17 protein-coding genes and 1 pseudogene are annotated in these 16189 nt (G+C 72.7%); 8 read left to right on the forward strand and 10 right to left on the reverse strand.

Annotated features, from left to right (window positions below; genetic code table 11):
- Nucleotides 1-27: 27 nt before the first annotated feature.
- The gene (locus ASC60_RS37075; protein ID WP_055558146.1) at nucleotides 28-1491 is read right to left on the reverse strand and encodes an FUSC family protein; all 1464 of its coding nucleotides are present in this window, start codon (nucleotides 1489-1491) and stop codon (nucleotides 28-30) included.
- Between the two features lie 251 nt (nucleotides 1492-1742).
- On the opposite strand from ASC60_RS37075, the gene ASC60_RS37080 reads away from it, so the two are divergent.
- From ASC60_RS37080 to ASC60_RS37090, 3 genes are read left to right on the forward strand one after another with little or no spacing between them, the layout of a single operon-like run.
- On the forward strand, nucleotides 1743-2246 hold the full coding sequence (locus tag ASC60_RS37080) for an Lrp/AsnC family transcriptional regulator (protein ID WP_055558131.1): 504 nt from the start codon (nucleotides 1743-1745) through the stop codon (nucleotides 2244-2246).
- A gap of 24 nt (nucleotides 2247-2270) precedes the next feature.
- On the forward strand, nucleotides 2271-2993 hold the full coding sequence (locus ASC60_RS37085) for an HAD family phosphatase (RefSeq protein WP_055558132.1): 723 nt from the start codon (nucleotides 2271-2273) through the stop codon (nucleotides 2991-2993).
- A gap of 44 nt (nucleotides 2994-3037) precedes the next feature.
- Nucleotides 3038-3997 (forward strand): D-alanyl-D-alanine carboxypeptidase family protein, encoded by a 960-nt coding sequence (locus tag ASC60_RS37090; RefSeq protein WP_055558133.1) that lies wholly within the window; start codon nucleotides 3038-3040, stop codon nucleotides 3995-3997.
- 55 nt (nucleotides 3998-4052) lie between these two features.
- Here the strand turns inward: ASC60_RS37090 and ASC60_RS37095 are convergent, their stop codons facing one another.
- From ASC60_RS37095 to ASC60_RS37110, 4 genes are read right to left on the reverse strand one after another with little or no spacing between them, the layout of a single operon-like run.
- Nucleotides 4053-5201 carry an XdhC/CoxI family protein gene (locus tag ASC60_RS37095; protein WP_055558134.1) on the reverse strand — a complete coding sequence of 383 codons (1149 nt, stop codon included), beginning with the start codon at nucleotides 5199-5201 and terminating at the stop codon, nucleotides 4053-4055.
- Nucleotides 5194-7332, reverse strand: coding sequence for a xanthine dehydrogenase family protein molybdopterin-binding subunit (locus tag ASC60_RS37100; RefSeq protein WP_055558135.1), 2139 nt, complete (start codon nucleotides 7330-7332; stop codon nucleotides 5194-5196). The genes ASC60_RS37095 and ASC60_RS37100 overlap by 8 nt, the downstream gene beginning before the upstream one ends.
- Nucleotides 7329-8321 (reverse strand): xanthine dehydrogenase family protein subunit M, encoded by a 993-nt coding sequence (locus ASC60_RS37105; protein ID WP_055558136.1) that lies wholly within the window; start codon nucleotides 8319-8321, stop codon nucleotides 7329-7331. The genes ASC60_RS37100 and ASC60_RS37105 overlap by 4 nt, the downstream gene beginning before the upstream one ends.
- Nucleotides 8318-8917, reverse strand: a complete 600-nt coding sequence (locus ASC60_RS37110; RefSeq protein WP_055558137.1) for a (2Fe-2S)-binding protein — start codon at nucleotides 8915-8917, stop codon at nucleotides 8318-8320. The genes ASC60_RS37105 and ASC60_RS37110 overlap by 4 nt, the downstream gene beginning before the upstream one ends.
- 244 nt (nucleotides 8918-9161) lie before the next feature.
- On the opposite strand from ASC60_RS37110, the gene ASC60_RS37115 reads away from it, so the two are divergent.
- On the forward strand, nucleotides 9162-9764 hold the full coding sequence (locus tag ASC60_RS37115) for a TetR/AcrR family transcriptional regulator (RefSeq protein ID WP_055558138.1): 603 nt from the start codon (nucleotides 9162-9164) through the stop codon (nucleotides 9762-9764).
- Here the strand turns inward: ASC60_RS37115 and ASC60_RS37120 are convergent.
- Nucleotides 9761-10537, reverse strand: a complete 777-nt coding sequence (locus ASC60_RS37120) for a LysR substrate-binding domain-containing protein (protein ID WP_063787285.1) — start codon at nucleotides 10535-10537, stop codon at nucleotides 9761-9763. The two genes, ASC60_RS37115 and ASC60_RS37120, sit on opposite strands and share 4 nt — an antisense overlap.
- Nucleotides 10538-10610: 73 nt before the next feature.
- Between ASC60_RS37120 and ASC60_RS37125 the strand changes: the two genes are divergently transcribed.
- A complete protein-coding gene (locus tag ASC60_RS37125) occupies nucleotides 10611-11024 on the forward strand; it encodes a DUF5997 family protein (RefSeq protein ID WP_055558140.1) in 414 nt (137 codons plus the stop codon).
- An 81-nt stretch (nucleotides 11025-11105) separates the two neighbouring features.
- Here ASC60_RS37125 and ASC60_RS37130 read toward each other — a convergent pair whose 3' ends face one another.
- Entirely contained in the window at nucleotides 11106-11654 is a 549-nt protein-coding gene (locus ASC60_RS37130) for a glycoside hydrolase family 95-like protein (RefSeq protein ID WP_055558141.1), read from the reverse strand.
- Between the two features lie 57 nt (nucleotides 11655-11711).
- Nucleotides 11712-11996, reverse strand: coding sequence for a hypothetical protein (locus tag ASC60_RS37135; protein ID WP_055558142.1), 285 nt, complete (start codon nucleotides 11994-11996; stop codon nucleotides 11712-11714).
- 28 nt (nucleotides 11997-12024) lie between these two features.
- Between ASC60_RS37135 and ASC60_RS44305 the strand changes: the two genes are divergently transcribed.
- Nucleotides 12025-12312 (forward strand): VOC family protein, encoded by a 288-nt coding sequence (locus ASC60_RS44305; protein WP_370593014.1) that lies wholly within the window; start codon nucleotides 12025-12027, stop codon nucleotides 12310-12312.
- On the opposite strand, the gene ASC60_RS37145 is transcribed toward ASC60_RS44305, so the two are convergent.
- Complete coding sequence (locus ASC60_RS37145) at nucleotides 12282-12680, reverse strand: ANTAR domain-containing protein (protein WP_055558147.1); 399 nt, start codon at nucleotides 12678-12680, stop codon at nucleotides 12282-12284. The two genes, ASC60_RS44305 and ASC60_RS37145, sit on opposite strands and share 31 nt — an antisense overlap.
- Before the next feature lie 164 nt (nucleotides 12681-12844).
- Here ASC60_RS37145 and ASC60_RS37150 point away from each other — a divergent pair, with 164 nt between their 5' ends.
- On the forward strand, nucleotides 12845-13804 hold the full coding sequence (locus ASC60_RS37150; RefSeq protein WP_055558143.1) for a helix-turn-helix transcriptional regulator: 960 nt from the start codon (nucleotides 12845-12847) through the stop codon (nucleotides 13802-13804).
- Between the two features lie 87 nt (nucleotides 13805-13891).
- On the opposite strand, the gene ASC60_RS37155 is transcribed toward ASC60_RS37150, so the two are convergent.
- Nucleotides 13892-14515, reverse strand: coding sequence for a hypothetical protein (locus tag ASC60_RS37155; protein ID WP_055558144.1), 624 nt, complete (start codon nucleotides 14513-14515; stop codon nucleotides 13892-13894).
- A 323-nt stretch (nucleotides 14516-14838) separates the two neighbouring features.
- Here ASC60_RS37155 and ASC60_RS37160 point away from each other — a divergent pair.
- Nucleotides 14839-16043 (forward strand): annotated as a pseudogene (locus tag ASC60_RS37160) (endo-1,4-beta-xylanase); the annotation flags it as partial.
- Nucleotides 16044-16189: the final 146 nt, after the last annotated feature.

A 16189-nucleotide genomic window follows, 5' to 3' on the forward strand; every position in this document is an offset into this window, starting at 1 on the left:
GGTTGGCGCCAGCCGCGGCCGGGGTCCTCAGGCCCGCAGCGGTGCGCGCAGCGGGTCGGCGAGGCCGGTCAGGGCGGCCTCCAGGTCGTGCAGATGGGCCAGGGCCCGGTCGGTGGCCGGGTGGGGCGGCGGCCCGGCGGGGGCGGGGGCGGCGCGGGACGGGCCGACGGGGGCGGTCAGGCGGCCCACCGCCGCCTCGACCCGGGCGCACGCCGCGGTCAGGCGGGCGTCGTGGGACGCGACCGGGTCGGCGGCGAGCGCGGCGAGGCCGCGGGCCTGGCGGGCGCAGTCGTCGAGCGCCAGCATGACCTGGCGGGCCCTCGCCCGGCGGGCGCGCAGCGGGCTGAGCGGGTGCAGCAGCGGGGCGATCGACCCCCGTAGGCCCCGCAGCGCCGACTCCAGCTCGGCGACGTGCGGCGCGGGGTCCGCGGCCGGGTCGCCCGCGAGCCGCCGCGCGGCGTCGGCGGCGCAGAGCCGTACGGACTCCAGGGCGCGCCGGATCCACGCGTCCGTCGCGGCGTGGGTGGTCACCGGGAGCACCAGCGCCACGGCCAGGCCCGCCCCGGCCGCGCCGACGGCGGTCTGCTCCAGGCGCAGCGCGAGCAGCCCGGGGTGGAGCACGCCGAGCAGGCCGTAGAGCAGCCCGGCCATCAGCGTCACGAAGAACACCATCCAGCTGTACGACAGCGGCGCGGTGTAGAAGATCCCGAAGACGCAGGCGGCGACGAGGACGGCGGTGGGCGCGGGCGCGCCGTGCAGCGGTACGGCGACGGCGAGCCCGGCCGCGATGCCACCGGCGGTGCCGATGACCCGGCGGAAGCCGCGTACCAGCGTCTCACCGCGTGAGGCGGTGTTGACGAAGATCCACCAGGCGGTGCCGACGGCCCAGTACCACCGCTCCCCGGAGAGCGCCTGGCCGACGGCGAGCGCGAAGCCGCAGGCGGCGGCCGCCTGGAACGCCTGCCGGACGGCGGGCGGCGGGGGCGCGGCGGCGGGCGCCCCGGGGGTGCGCCGCTCGAGGCACCACACGCCGAACCGTACGAGGGCGGCGACCGCCACGCCCATCGGCACCGCCACGGCCAGCACGGGCAGTTCACCGGGCCCGGCGCCCAGGAACTGGGCCGCGAAGAACATCATGAACGCGAAGATGCCGAGGGCGTTGCCGCGCGGTCCCCACCGCCGGGCGGCGACGCCGCAGAAGACCACCGCGAGGAAGGCCGCGTCGCGCCCGGGCGGTACCCGGTGCAGTACGGCGGCCAGCGCCAGCACCGGCAGGCCGACGGCCGGGAGCAGCGCGGTGGTGAGGGCCTGCCGTCGCACGGTCGGGTCGGCCACCGTGAAGAGCGCGAGGAGCGCCGCGAGCCCGCCCACGACCGCGGCCGGCAGGGGCAGCCCGGCCCACGCGACCGCGGCGACCGCCGAGCCGACGCCGAGCACGGCCCGCGCCGAGACCCGCAGCCGCCGCAGCCCCGGATCGGGAGCCGCGAACATCGTCGCGCCGAGCCCCACCCACGTCCGAAAGTCCCGCAGCACCGCTGACCTGTTCCTTTCCCCTGGCGGGCATGACAAAGGCGCTGCGGGGACCCGGATGCGGCTTCCTTGCCGTCCGGCGCAGCCCAGCGCAACGCCATCTGCCCATAAGGGAAGCACTCCACCACCATCGGCTCAAGCGATCACCGTTCGGCTGGGCCATTGGTACAGTCATTCGGCAAAGATTTCGACCATGAGGGAGCCGATGGCCCATGCCCGGCCCGGGGGACGCGGTGGACGCGCTCGACGCGAAGATCCTGCGGCTGCTGCTGGAGCAGCCGCGCACCAGCGTGCGCGAGTACGCCCGGCTCCTGGGCGTCGCCCGCGGCACCGTGCAGGCACGGCTGGACCGGCTGGAGCGGGCGGGCGTGATCACCGGCTACGGGCCGTCGCTCTCCCCCGCCGCGCTCGGCCATCCGGTGCTGGCCTTCGTGCACATCGAGGTCACCCAGGGCCATCTGGACGACGTGGGCGACGCGCTGGCCACCGTCCCGGAGATCATCGAGGTGTTCTCGACCACGGGCGCCGGTGATCTGCTGACGCGGGTCGTGGCGCGGGACAACGAACATCTGGAGGACGTCGTACAGCGGGTGATCCGGCTGCCGGGGGTGGTCCGCACCCGGACCGAGATGGTGCTCCGGGAGCGCGTGCGGCATCGGATGCTGCCGCTGGTCGACGCCGTGGGGCAGACCGCGGGAACCCGCCGTCGGCCTTGATCACGGCCTTGGCATGCTGTCCGTATGAGCATCCGGCGGACCCCTTCTGTGATCTTCGACCTCGACGGCACGCTCGTGGACAGCGAGCCCAACTACTACGAGGCGGGCCGGCGCACCCTCGCCCGGTACGGCATCACCGGCTTCACGTGGGAGGAGCACACCCGGTTCATCGGGATCGGCACCCGCGAGACGCTGGAGACCCTGCGCGAGCGGTACGCGATCGACGCCCCGGTGGAGGAGCTGCTGGCCGTGAAGAACGGCCATTACCTGGAGCTGGTCCGCACCTCCACCACCGTGTTCGGCGAGATGCGGGCGTTCGCCGAGCGGCTGCACGCCGCCGGGCATCCGATCGCCGTGGCGTCCGGTTCCTCCCGGCCCGCGATCGAGGCCGCGCTGACCGCCACCGGTCTGGACGCGCTGCTGCCGCTGTACGTCTCCGCGGAGGACATCGGGCGCGGCAAGCCCGAACCGGATGTCTTCCTGGCGGCCGCGCGGCTGCTGGCCACCGATCCGGCGGACTGTGTGGTGGTCGAGGACGCCGGGCCCGGGGTGGAGGCGGCGCGGCGGGCCGGGATGCGCTGCATCGCCGTGCCGTATCCCGGGGGCGCCGCCGGGGACGGCTCGGCGTACGAGCACGCCGGGCTGATCTTCCGCGGCGGACAGGGGGAGTTCGACGCGCGGGCGGCCTACGACTGGGTGACGGCCGGTGGTCAACACCCCGACACATCGTCATTTTCCCCCCGGTGAGACGATACCGGCGCCCACCCGTCAACAGAGGAGAGCGAGGGCGTATGGGATTACATCGGGGTAACGCGGGCCGCCGCCGGGGAACGGCCGTCATCGCGGCCACGGTGGCGCTGGCGGTCGCCGCGCCGGTCGCGAGCGCGCAGGCGGCACCGGCCGCCCCGGCGGCACAGACCGCCGCCGGTCCGTCCGGCATCCGGGCCAAGGGCGCGTATCTGCTCGACAACAGCGCGAACAAGAAGCTGTGGAGCAAGAGCCCGGACACCAAGCGCCAGATGGCGAGCATCACCAAGCTGATGACGGCGGTCGTGGTGCTCGGCACCCGCGGGGTGAACCTCAACAAGAAGGTCGCCGTCAAGCAGGCGTACCTGGACTACATCAGGACCAGTGGCGGCAGCGCCGCGGACCTGAAGAAGGGCGACAAGCTTAACGTCAGGCAACTGCTGTACGGCATGCTGCTGCCGTCCGGCTGCGACGCCGCGATGGCCCTCGCCGACACCTTCGGCAGCGGGAGCACCACCGCCAAGCGCACGAAGTCGTTCGTCGCGAAGATGAACAAGAAGGCGGCCGCGCTGGGGATGACCAGGACCCGGTACGACTCCTTCGACGGCATCTCCACGCACGGCTCCAACTACACGACCGCCCGCGACCTGGCGAAGCTGGCGCGGCACGCGCTCGGCAACGCCACCCTGCGCACGGTGGTCAAGACCGTCGACACCGAGCAGAAGGCCCCGGCGGCCAACGGCCGGACCAGGTACTACTACTGGAGCAACAGCAACAAGCTGCTGGGCTCGTACAACGGCGCCATCGGGATCAAGACCGGTACGGGCACCGCGGCGGGCAAGTGCATCGTGTTCGCCGCTCTGCGGAGCGGCCGTACGGTCGTCGGGGTGCTCCTCGGCGACAGCAACCGGTATCCGGACGCGAAGAAGATGCTCGACTGGGCGTACCACACCCGCACCACGGTGACCTGGCGCAAGCTCCCCGCGGGCGCCCCGCAGGACTGAGGTGCCCGACGACGCGCCCGGGCTCCGACCGGAGTACCGGGCGCGTGCCGAGGAGTCACGCGGCCACGTGTGCCCCCGCCTCCCCGTCGCGGTGGATGGGTGTCCCCGAGCCGGTCAGCGGCACGCCCGTGCCGCCCCGCCGCGCCGCGACGATCTCCGCCGCGATGGACAGGGCGGTCTCCTCGGGCGTACGGGCGCCGAGGTCGAGGCCGATCGGCGAGCGCAGCCTGGCCAGTTCGCGGTCGGTGAGACCCGCCTCGCGGAGCTTGCGGGTGCGGTCCTCGTGGGTGCGGCGCGACCCCATGGCACCGACGAACGCGACCGGCAGCCGCAGGGCCTCCTCCAGCAGCGGGACGTCGAACTTGGCGTCATGGGTGAGCACGCACAGCACCGTTCGGCCGTCGGTCGCCGTCCGCCGCAGATAGCGGTGCGGCCAGTCGACCACGATCTCGTCGGCCTCGGGGAAGCGGACCCGGGTGGCGAAGACGGGACGGGCGTCGCACACCGTCACGTGGTAGCCGAGGAACTTGCCCGTGCGGGCCAGTGCCGCGGCGAAGTCCACCGCACCGAAGACGATCATCCGGGGCGGCGGCACGCTCGACTCGACGAACACCGTCAGGCCGGACGGGGCGTCCACACCGTTCTCGGGGGGTGCCGGCAGGGTGAACGCGCCGGTGCGGCCCGCCGCCAGCAGGGCGCCCGCCTCGTCCGCCGCCGTACGGTCCAGCTCCGGATCGCCGCCCAGGCCGCCCTCGTACGAGCCGTCGGGGCGGACGAACAGCGCCCGGCCGAGGAGTCCGGCCGGGCCCCGGGACACCCGGGCGACCGCGGCCGTCTCCCCGCGGGCGGCGGCCGACAGGGCCGCCGCGAACACCGCCCGGTCCGGCGCGTCCGCCCGCACCGGCGTGATCATGACCTCCAGCACACCGCCGCAGGTCAGCCCCACCGCGAAGGCGTCCTCGTCGCTGTAGCCGAACCGCTCCAGCACCGTTTCGCCGTCCTCCAGCGCCTGGAGGCAGCGGTCGTACACCGACGCCTCCACGCAGCCGCCGGAGACCGAGCCGATGGCGGTGCCCTCGGAGTCGACGGCGAGGGCGGCGCCGGGACCCCGTGGCGCGCTGCCACCGACGGCCACGACGGTGGCGACGGCGAAGTCCCGGCCCTCCTCGGCCCACCGGTCCAGCTCGGCGGCTATGTCAAGCATCCCCGTCCCCACCCGGCGCGGTGCCCGCCAGCAGGACGCGGTCGGGGCGGATCGGCAGGTGCCGGTGGCGTACGCCGGTCGCGTGCCAGACGGCGTTGGCGACCGCCGCCGCCGCTCCGACGATCCCGACCTCGCCGATGCCCTTGATGCCGACCGGGTCCTCCGGGTCCGGGTCGTCCACCCAGCCCACCTCGATGGGCGGCACGTCGGCGTGCGCGGCGACGTGGTAGCCCGCGAGGTCGGGGCCGACGTGGCCGCCGAAGGCCCGGTCCCTGACCGCCTCCTCGTGCAGCGCCATGGACAGGCCCCAGACCATGCCGCCGCGCAGCTGGCTCTGCGCGGTCAGCGGGTTGACGATCCGGCCCGCCGCGAAGATGCCCAGCATGCGCCGCACCCGGACCTCGCCGGTGGCGGCGTCCACGGCGACCTCGGCGAACTGGGCCCCGTAGGAGTGCCGTTCCTTACTGGCGAGGGCGCCGATGGCCTCGGCGGTGTTCGACCGCGCGGTGATGCCCTCCTCCGGGATGCCGCCGCCGAGGGCCAGCTGCTCGCGCAGCTCCTTGGCCGCGGAGGTGACCGCCCAGGCCCAGGAGCGGGTGCCCATGGAGCCGCCCGCGATCATGGCCGGACCGAAGTCGCTGTCCGCGATGCGCATATGGATACGGCTCGGCTCCACCTCCAGCGCGTCCGCCGCGATCTGGGTCAGCGCGGTCCTGGCACCGGTCCCGATGTCGGCCGCGGTGATCCGTACCGTGAAGGTGCCGTCCGCCTCGGCGGTCACGGCCGCCGTGGACGGCATGGCGTTCGAGGGGAACGTGGCCGACGCCGTGCCCGTCCCGAGCAGCCAGCGGCCCTCGCGGCGCAGCCCGGGGCGCGGGTCGCGGTCCGCCCAGCCGAACCTGCGGGCGCCCTCCTCGAAGCAGTCGATCAGCCGGCGGGTGCTGTACGGCAGCCCGGACACCGGGCCCGCCTCGGGCTCGTTGCGCGCGCGCAGCGCGATCGGGTCCAGGCCGCACTTCTCGGCGAGTTCGTCGAGCGCGGACTCCAGCGCGAACGAGCCCGGTGCCTCGCCCGGCGCGCGCACGTAAGTCGGCGTCGGCACGTCGAGTGCCACCACGCGGTTGACGGTGTGGTGTGCGTCGGCGTCGTACATGGCGCGCCCGTAGTCGGCGCTGCGCTCGATGAATTCGTGCACGGTCGAGGTGAGGTTCTGGGCCTGGTGGTCGAGCGCGCGCAGCCGCCCGTCCGCGTCGGCGCCGAGCCTGACGTGCTGCACCGTGGGGCTGCGGTAGCCGGTGATGGAGAACATCTGGCGGCGCGTCAGCACCACCCGGACCGGGCGGTGCAGGACGGTCGTGGCCATCACGGCCGCCACCTGGTGCGGGCGGACCCCCTTGGATCCGAAGCCGCCGCCGACGTGCTCGGAGAGCACCCGCACCGAGCCGAGGTCGAGGGAGAACATCTTGGCCAGCTCGTCGGCCACCCACATGCTGCCCTGGTTGGAGTCGACGACCTCCAGCCGGCCGCCTTCCCAGCGGGCGGTGGCCGCGTGCGGCTCCATCATGGCGTGGTGCTCTTCCGGAGTCGTGTACTCCGCGTCCACGACGACGGCCGCCGCGGCGAGCCCGGCCTCGATGTCCCCCTTCGCGGTCTCCGCCTGCGAGCCCTCCGGCACGTACGTACCGGGGCGCCCGGCGGAGAACGCGATGTCGTGCGGCTCCTCGTCGTACCGGACGACCAGCGCCTCGGCGGCCTCCCTGGCCTGCTCGGACGTCTCCGCGACGACCAGCGCCACCGGCCAGCCCACGAAGGGCACCCGGTCGGTCTGGAAGAGGGTGATGGTCGGGTCGGGCTTCCCCAGCAGGCCGACGTAACTGCCGTCGATCTGCGGGGCGTTCCCGTGGTGCAGGACGGTGAGGACGCCGGGCATCGCCTCGACGGGTTCGGTCTCCACCGCGCGGATGCGGCCGCGGGCGATGGTGGACACCACCAGCCAGCCGTGGGCCAGGTCGGCGAAGGGGATCTCACCGGCGTAGCGGGCCGCTCCGGTGACCTTCTCGCGGCCCTCCACACGGGTGTGCGCGGTTCCGACGGACGGGGTGACGGCGGCGGTTCCGGTCGTCGTGGTCATCGGACGGCCTCCTCGGAGAGTTCGGTCAACATGGCCACGACGAGGTTGCGCATCAGCGTCACCTTGTATCCGTTCTGGGGCAGCGTCTCGGCGGCCGCCAGTTCGGCGTCCGCGGCGGCGGCGAACGCCTCACCGCTCGCCGGCCCCCCGGTCAGCACCCGCTCGGCCTCGCGGGCGCGCCACGGCCGGGACGCCACCGCGCCGAAGGCCAGGCGCACTTCGTGGACGACACCGTCCCGGACGTCGAGGGCGGCGGCGATCGAGCCGATCGCGAAGGCGTACGAGGCGCGCTCGCGCACCTTCCGGTAGCGCGAGACGGTGGCGACCGGAGCGGGCGGCAGGCTGACGCCGGTGATCAGCGCGCCGGGCGGCAGGGCGGTCTCCAGGTGCGGGGTGTCCCCCACCGGCAGATAGAACGCGGACATGGGCAACTCGCCCGGCCCGTCAGCCGTTTCGTAATGGACCACGGCGTCGAAGGCGGTCAGCGCCACCCCCATGTCCGAGGGGTGGATGGCCACGCAGTGCTCGGAGGCGCCGAGGATGGCGTGGTTGTGGTGCTCGCCCTCGATGGCGGGACAACCGCTGCCGGGGACGCGCTTGTTGCACGGCTTGGACGTGTCGGTGAAGTAGCCGCAGCGGGTGCGCTGCAGCAGGTTTCCGCCGACGGTGGCCATGTTGCGCAGCTGCCCGGAGGCGCCGGCCAGCACGGCCTGGGCCAGTGCCGGGTAGCGGGAGCGCACATCGGGGTGGGCGGCGAGATCGCTGTTGGTGACGGTCGCGCCGATGCGCAAGGCCCCGTCCGGCGTGGCCTCGATCCGGTCCAGGGGCAGCTCGCGCACGTCGATGAGGCGCGCGGGCCGCTCCACCCCGGTCTTCATCAGGTCGACGAGGTTGGTGCCGCCGCCGAGGTAGCGCGCGTCGGGGTCGGCGCCGAGCAGGGCCACCGCCCCGGAGACGTCGTGCACACGCTCGTATCCGAATTCCCTCATACCGCTGCCTCCGCGTCCGTCGTACCCATGCCGTCACCCGAGCCGCCGGACGGCGGCTGCGCGGCCTCCGCCGCCCGCGCGACCGCCTCGACGATCGACACGTACGCGCCGCAGCGGCACAGGTTGCCGCTCATCCGCTCCCGGATCTCCTCCGCGGTGAGCGGCTGCGCCCCCGCTTCGGGCCGCACGTCCTGGGTCGCGGCGCTCGGCCAGCCCGCCGCGTGTTCCTCGATCACGGCGATGGCCGAGCAGATCTGCCCGGGCGTGCAGTAGCCGCACTGGTAGCCGTCGAGGTCGAGGAACGCCTGCTGCACCGGGTGCAGGTCCTCGCCCTCGGCCACGCCTTCGATGGTGGTGATGGCGCGCCCCTCGGCGGCCACCGCCAACTGCAGACAGGAGACGGCTCGGCGTCCGTCGATCAGCACGGTGCAGGCACCGCACTGGCCTTGGTCGCAGCCCTTCTTCGTGCCGGTCAGATCAAGACGCTCGCGCAGGGCGTCGAGCAGGGTGGTGCGGTGGTCGACGGGCAGCGTGTGTTTCTCGCCGTTGATATTCAGCGTGATGGCGCTGGACGTCGGGGAAGGGGCTGGGGCCATGGTCAGCCTTCTTTCGCGTAGCTGGTGCGCGTCGAGCGAGCTCATCCGGGCAGGCGGTACGGGGGCCCGGAAGGGGGGCAGAAGGGTGTCGAGCCGAACCGGCCGGTCGCACCGGCGGCTTCTGCCGCTATCGTAGCCCTAAGCGGACAACTGTCCGGCAGGTTTGAACTTAGTGGACAGTTGTCCGGTCAGCAAGGGCGGCCCGGCGGTTATTCCCGGAACGCGATGCCGGAGAGGAGGACGAGTGCGGGAGCGGAAGGACACCCCCCACGTCCCACTGCGCTCGGACGCGCAACGGAATCGCGAGCGCATCCTGGAAGTGGCCCTGGCGGAGCTGACGCGCTCGGCGTGCGCGCCGCTGAGCACGATCGCGAGGAAGGCGGGCGTCGGGCAGGGGACGTTCTACCGCAACTTCCCCAACCGCGAGGCGCTCGTCCTGGAGGTCTACCGCTACGAGGTGCAGCAGGTCGCCGACGCCGCGGCCCAGCTGCTCCGGACCCGCGCACCGGACCGGGCGCTGCGGGAGTGGATGGACCGCCTCGCCCGGTACGCCATGACCAAGGCGGGCCTGGCGGGCGCGCTGCACAAGGCCACCAGCTCGCACGACAGCCTGATCAAGGTGGCACGCGGGCCGCTGACCTCGGCCGTCGGGCTCCTGCTGACGGCGAACGAGGAGGCGGGCACCATCCGCCCGGGGGTCACCCCCGACGACTTCATGCTCGCCATCGCCGGGCTGTGGCAGATCGATCCGCACGGCGACTGGCAGTCGCGCGCCGCACGGCTGCTGGACCTGGTCATGGACGGACTGCGCGCCGGGGCGCCAGGGGCGCCGGGCACCGAACGCTAGGAGCGGCGGCGAGGCTTGCCGCGCTTGCCGGCCTTGGGCGCCGCGGCACGGCCCCGCGGGTTCTTCCCGGCCGCCGCCTTACCGGACCCCGGCTTGCCCGCCGCCTTCCCTGCCCCCGCCTTCCCCGCCGCCGGCTTGCGCTTCTGCTGCGCCGGGGGCGGGGTGCGGCCCCGGGTGCTGTTGACGGTCCGCCCTCGGACGATCCCGATGAAGTCCTCCACCAGGTCGGTGGTCGCGTCCTCCGGCCAGGACAGCGCGACGCTCGACTGGGGCGCGTCCGTGACCGGCCGGTAGGTGAGGTCCCTGCGGTGGTGCAGCCGGGCGAGCGACTGCGGCACGACCAGCAGCCCCACCCCGGCCGCCACCAGCTCGATGGCGTCCGCCGTCGTGGCGGGGCGCTCGATCGCGGGCCGTCCCGGCAGGCGCTCCCAGCGGATCACGTCGTCGAGCGGATGCAGCACGATGTCCTCGGCCAGATCGTCGGCGGTCACCTCCTCGACCGCCGCCACGACGTGGTCCTTCGGCACCACGACCACCGTCGTCTCGGTGTAGAGGGGGATCGCGCTGAACACCGTGCGGTCGACCGGCAGCCGTACGAGCCCCGCGTCGGCGCCCCCGCCGCGCAGCACCTCGGGCACTTCGGCGGCGGACACCGCGACGAGGTGCAGCGGGACGTCGGGCAGGCGCTCGTTCCAGATCCGCACCCACTTGGCGGGCGTCACCCCCGGGACATACGCGAGCCGGAACGAAGGGGATTCTTCCGAGCCTGTCACCCCGCCAGGCTACCGGTCGCGCGGTCCGAGGCCGTGGTCCGGGGCGGCGTGCGCGGTCGATACCCTTGACACCATGAAGTCGCAGCAGACCACCCAGACGATGAAGCCCGCGACCGCGGCGAAGAAGCTGGGTGTGTACCTCGAGGCCACCCCCGCCGAGTTCCAGGAGGGTGTGGTCTCGCGCGCCGAACTGAACGCCCTCCAGGCCGATCCGCCCGAGTGGCTGCGGGACCTGCGCCGCGACGGCCCGCACCCCCGGCCGGTGGTCGCGGCGAAGCTGGGCACCTCGATCGCGGGTCTCGCGCGCGGTGGCATCACCGAGCCCCTGACCACGGAGCAGATCGAGGCCCTGAAGGCGGAGCGCCCCGAGTGGCTGGAGAAGGAGCGCGCCACCCAGGCCGAGGTACGGAAGGAAGCGGCGCGGATCAAGGAGAAGAGGGCGGAGAAGGCGGAGCGCGCCGACCAGCCCGGCCCGCCGCGCTCCTGACCCTTCCCAGCCCCCCTTCCCATGCCCCTTCCCGGCCCTTGCTCAGCCCTGGAGTGGGTTTCCGGCGAGGGGCCGGACAGCTCAGTCGGGCAGCCCCCACGGCCGCGCGTCGCCGATCGCCGGTACGTCGCGCGGGCCCGGGTCCGGGTGGCTGCCGCGCGGGGCGACGACGGCCGTCTCCGCCCGGCTGAGCGGGATCTCGATGCGGCCCGGCGCCGTCTCCCGGTACGGCAGCCGCCTGCCGCGCTCGTCCGTCACGTCCACGGCGCCGCGGATGCCGTGGTCCAGCACCAGGGGCGCGCCCGCCTCGCTGTGGACGCGCACCCACCGGGTGCGGCCGCCCGAGCGGTCCGCGTCGATCAGGAACGCGCCCTGGGCGCGCAGGGACGCCACGGACGCGTCGGGCCAGCGCCGCGATACGGAGGGGAAGACCCGCACCACGCCGCCGTGGCTCTGCACGGCCATGTCGAGCACCGACTGGGTCGCCGTCAGGGGGCTTTCGGTGCCCAGGTTCCCGCCCTCGACGTACATGGTGTTGGGGGTCATCCAGGCGTTGTTGATGACGTTGCCGCCGGTGAAGTAGGTGAGGAAGTCGAGGGCTTTCCCGGGGCGGTCCGTCCGCGAGGCCATCGACGAGGCGGCGGCGTAGCTTTGACGTGCTCCCTGGCCTAAAGCCCAGGGAGCACGTCAACCGCTGCAGAGGAGAGCGACCACACCCCCGAAGCCGAGACCGCCGAGAGCGGTTCCGGCGACGGCCATCCACAGCCGACCCGCACCGCGCCGGGCGTGGTGGATGCCCATGGCGCCGAGGGCGACGGCGAGGCCCCCGGCGATGGGCACCAGGGAGAGGGTGAAGAACGACAGCAAGGGTGGCACGAAACCGGCGACGGAGAGGATTCCGAGGACAAGCGCGGTGGGGCCCAGCGCGACGGCGGGTGTGTCGGCAGGGTCGGCCGTGGTCGGCGCGGGCATGAGGAGCCTCCCCCGCTAGCGGGCTCATGTGACCTGCCGATCGTACGGGGTATCTCAGCGCACCGGTGGGCAGGGGGGTGCGTCAAGGCCCCTCAGGGAGAGGACATTCCGTGCGAGACATGCGTCGAAGACTCGGTCCGCTGGTGCCGGTTCTCCTCACCGTAGCCTCTACGAGCGGCTGAGCGCGGCAGGGGTGGAGATCATCCGCGAGATCGCCGACCAGCCGTACGGCAGCCGAGAGTTCGCCATCGCCGACCCCGTGGGCGACAAGTGGTCCTTCGGCACCTACCGTGGCGAGCCCCGCCCGGCCGGCTGACCCGACCCGTCCGCCCGGTCGTCCTGCCGGAAGGCGGCTTCCGCCTCGCGGCGCGCCCGGCGCGCGTTGACCACCGCGGCGTGCAGCTTCGGACGGATCTCCGGCAGAAGCCAACCGCTGTGCGCCCACCACAACACGTGCCGGGCGATCTCGCGCACCTTGATGTTGGTGTGCTGGGAGACCTCCCGGAGCACGTTCCAGCCCTCGTCGGACCGCAGGCCTCTCACCGCGATCAGTACGCCGATCGCCTGGTCGATCACGGCGTGCGAGATCACCGCCTGGCGAAGCTGGTCGACTTCTTCCTGAAGGGCCGCCACTTCTTCCTGAAGAGCGGCGACCTTGTCGTCCGGAAAGTCTTCGTCGGTCATGTGTACGGCGGTCATCTCCACTTCCGTCCCGCAGTCACGATGTGCGCGGACGTCAGCACCGTCTCGCTCCGCTCCAGCCTGGTACCGCGGCAACCGCCGGGAACAGACGCGTAACGAACGACATCGGGGGCAGCAGTCCATAAAACGAAACGGACAACACCCCCATGCAGACACTCACCTTCGACAGCGACGACATCGAACGGACCGAGGAATTCCTCAGCCACGCCTACGCCAAGATGAACATCGGCAACGGCACCCCGGAATCCAGCCGCGCCCGCATCTCCCGCAGCGCCATCGAGTCCCTCAGCATCGACGAGCTGGACCTGGACTTCGACATGAGCTACGCGGTCACGCCGCTGGGCCGGATCTGTCTGTGCCTCGTCCACGAAGGCACCATCCAGCAGCACACGTTCCAGGGGGTCGAGGACGCGTTCGGCCCCGGTGACGTGGTGTCGTTCGCCCCGCCGGAGCTGCCGTACGCGGGACGTATCTGCAGCGCCCGCTACAACATCACCATGCTGGACTCCGCCCTGCTCACCCAGGTGGCCGCCAACGCCGACACGGCCGGCTCCGACCCGGTCCGCCTCACCGGACACCGACCGCACTCCCCGGCCGCGGCGCTGAGATTACGAGAGACGATCGTCTACGTACGCGACCACGTCCTGGCCGACCCCGCCGTGGCCGAACAGCCGCTGGTCGCCTCCACCGCGGCGCAGCACCTGGCCGCGAGCGTCCTGGCCACGTTCCCCCACAGCGCCACCGAGCGCACGACATCGGACAGCAGGGACGCGCACCCGGCCATGCTGCGGCGCGCCCTGGCCTACATCGACGACCACGCCGACGGGCCCCTCACCGTCGCCGACATCGCCTCCGCGGCGCGCGTCACCGTGCGCGCGCTGCAGTACGCCTTCCGCCGGCACCTGGGCACCACGCCGCTCGCCCATCTGCGCCAGGTGCGTCTCTCCCGCGCCCACCACGACCTGCTGAACGCCGAGCCCGAAGGGGACGCCACCGTCACGGAGATCGCCGCCCGGTGGGGCTTCTGGCACCCCGGCCGCTTCGCCGCCCTCTACCGGCAGACCTACGGCCGGTCACCGCGCCAGACGCTCCGCGACCCCAGCTGATCGGCCACGACGGCCACGGCCTCTCCGTTCGCCTGCTTCAGGCGGGCGGAGAGGCCGACGGTCACGGCATCGGCATCGGTATCGGCATCAGCCGATGTTGAAATCGAGGTTGGTCACGTACCAGGCACCCTTGATCTTGGTGGACTCCACCTTGACGTCCAGCTGCCCCGGCTTCAGCCCGGTGGAGTTGGACAGGATGACCTTGTCAAGCGCCTGTCCGTCGACGGTGACCTTGTCGGCGGGAACCACCGCCTTGTCGCCGGTGGCCGGTACCCGGGCGACGTCCACCTTCGGGTCGCCCGTGGACTGCTTGGGCGTGAAGGACGTACGGAGCTTCCCGACGTTCTCGCGCATCTTCCGCACCTCGGGCGCGTTGCCGTCGCACCGCGACGGGGTGCCCACCTGTGCGGGCGACGAGCCCTTCGCCGGGTCCGCCATCACCAGGCACGCCTGCTTCGGCTGCCCCTTGATGACCGCGGTCACCCAGGTGGCGACCGCCGCCTCGGCCGTGTCCTGACGGGTGGCCGACGGCTGCGAGGAGGCCTCCCCCTCGCCCTTCTCCGGCCCGGCGGCGGTCGAGCTGTTCGCCGCCGGCTTCTCCCCGGAGCCGGACTCCGCCTCCTTCGAGCAGCCCGTGACACCCACGACGGCCGCCACCACCGCGACCGCGGCGATCCAGCCGACGGTCCTGTTGCTGTGACTCTCCGACACTCTCTCAGAAGCCTTCCATAGACATCATCTGACTCGATGTCACCCCGAGGCGTCCCGCACGGGGACGCCACATCGGCCATGGAGACGTCAGGGGCGGCCGAACGGTTCTCCCAGGGTGCCGGGCCGTCGCGGACGCGGCGGTGGAGAACGCCGGGTGCCCGTCCGGTGCTGCCGTGCCCGGCGGCGCGGGGAGACGGCGTCGGCGACCAGTCGCCGGGCCGGGTCGCTCATCAGGCGACCGGCCTTCCCTGACGGTCGTGTTCATGTCACGATGGGAAAATATGTGGGAGCGCTCCCACTGCTTCACCCACCGAGGAGAAGACATGACCCTGACCCCATCACGCGGCCGACGCCGAGCCTCGATGCTCGGGTTATTGGCGGCCGCCGCGATGACGATGACCGGCCTGGCCGGTACCGCGGGCGCCGCGACCGGCCCCGCTCAGGAACAGGCGGCGACCGGCTCCGCCAAGGCCGTCAAGGCCTCCACCCTGGGCGCGCAGGCCGCCCAGTCCGGGCGGTACTTCGGGGCCGCCGTGGCAGCGGGCAAGCTCAGCGACGGCACGTACTCGGGCATCCTGAACCGTGAGTTCAACATGGTCACGCCCGAGAACGAGATGAAGTGGGACACCATCGAGCGGTCCCGCGGCTCGTTCAACTTCGGCCCCGCCGACCAGATCGTGAGCCAGGCCACCTCACATGGCCAGCGCCTACGGGGACACACCCTGGTCTGGCACTCCCAACTCCCCGGCTGGGTCAGCTCCATCGGCGACGCGAACACCCTGCGCAGCGTGATGAACAACCACATCACCACCACGATGTCCCACTACAAGGGCAAGATCTACGCCTGGGACGTGGTGAACGAGGCGTTCGCCGACGGTGGCAGCGGCCAGCACCGGGCCTCGGTGTTCCAGAACCTGCTGGGCGACGGCTTCATCGAGGAGGCCTTCCGCACCGCCCGGGCGGCCGACCCGGCGGCCAAGCTCTGCTACAACGACTACAACATCGAGAACTGGACCGACGCCAAGACCCAGGGCGTCTACCGCATGGTGCGCGACTTCAAGGCGCGCGGGGTGCCCATCGACTGCGTCGGGCTCCAGTCCCACTTCGGCACCGGCGGACCGCCCAGCAGCTTCCAGACCACCCTGTCCAGCTTCGCCGCCCTCGGCGTGGACGTGCAGATCACCGAACTGGACATCGCGCAGGCACCGGCGGCCGCGTACACGAACACCGTCAGGGCCTGCATGAACGTCGCGCGCTGCACCGGCATCACCGTCTGGGGCATCCGGGACCGCGACTCCTGGCGCTCCGGCGAGAACCCCCTGCTCTTCGACAACAACGGCAACAAGAAGGCGGCGTACAACGCCACGCTGACCGCGCTGGGCGGCACCCCCGCGGTCACCACCAAGGCCGCCCAGGCCCCCGCCTCGCCCGCCGCTTCACTGCCCAGCAGTTCCGGTGGAACTCCAGCGGGATCCTGATGTCCCCGAAGCCGGACGCCCGTCACAACATCGCCGGGCTCAAGGACCCCAACGCCGGCGGCGACTACAACAACCTGCCCTGGCGCCTCGGCCTTCTCACCCGGACCGACTCCACCCGCTGATCCACCGGCAACACACCGCACACAGGCGCGGGACCGGTCCGGTCCCGCGCCCGTACGGGCTATCCGAACCGTCT

It is taken from the genome of Streptomyces sp. NBRC 110028, assembly GCF_001417735.1.
GTDB lineage: Bacteria > Actinomycetota > Actinomycetes > Streptomycetales > Streptomycetaceae > Streptomyces.

Bases quoted from the DNA above. Each gene is read 5' to 3' on its own strand.
- ASC60_RS37110 (WP_055558137.1), bottom strand. From the start codon at position 8,917: ATGGCCCCAGCCCCTTCCCCGACGTCCAGCGCCATCACGCTGAATATC.
- ASC60_RS37130 (WP_055558141.1), bottom strand. From the start codon at position 11,654: ATGGCCTCGCGGACGGACCGCCCCGGGAAAGCCCTCGACTTCCTCACC.
- ASC60_RS37125 (WP_055558140.1), top strand. From the start codon at position 10,611: ATGAAGTCGCAGCAGACCACCCAGACGATGAAGCCCGCGACCGCGGCG.
- ASC60_RS37075 (WP_055558146.1), bottom strand. From the start codon at position 1,491: ATGTTCGCGGCTCCCGATCCGGGGCTGCGGCGGCTGCGGGTCTCGGCG.
- ASC60_RS37080 (WP_055558131.1), top strand. From the start codon at position 1,743: ATGCCCGGCCCGGGGGACGCGGTGGACGCGCTCGACGCGAAGATCCTG.
- ASC60_RS37105 (WP_055558136.1), bottom strand. From the start codon at position 8,321: ATGAGGGAATTCGGATACGAGCGTGTGCACGACGTCTCCGGGGCGGTG.
- ASC60_RS37135 (WP_055558142.1), bottom strand. From the start codon at position 11,996: ATGCCCGCGCCGACCACGGCCGACCCTGCCGACACACCCGCCGTCGCG.
- ASC60_RS37085 (WP_055558132.1), top strand. From the start codon at position 2,271: ATGAGCATCCGGCGGACCCCTTCTGTGATCTTCGACCTCGACGGCACG.
- ASC60_RS37100 (WP_055558135.1), bottom strand. From the start codon at position 7,332: ATGACCACGACGACCGGAACCGCCGCCGTCACCCCGTCCGTCGGAACC.
- ASC60_RS37150 (WP_055558143.1), top strand. From the start codon at position 12,845: ATGCAGACACTCACCTTCGACAGCGACGACATCGAACGGACCGAGGAA.
- ASC60_RS37095 (WP_055558134.1), bottom strand. From the start codon at position 5,201: ATGCTTGACATAGCCGCCGAGCTGGACCGGTGGGCCGAGGAGGGCCGG.
- ASC60_RS37145 (WP_055558147.1), bottom strand. From the start codon at position 12,680: ATGACCGACGAAGACTTTCCGGACGACAAGGTCGCCGCTCTTCAGGAA.
- ASC60_RS37090 (WP_055558133.1), top strand. From the start codon at position 3,038: ATGGGATTACATCGGGGTAACGCGGGCCGCCGCCGGGGAACGGCCGTC.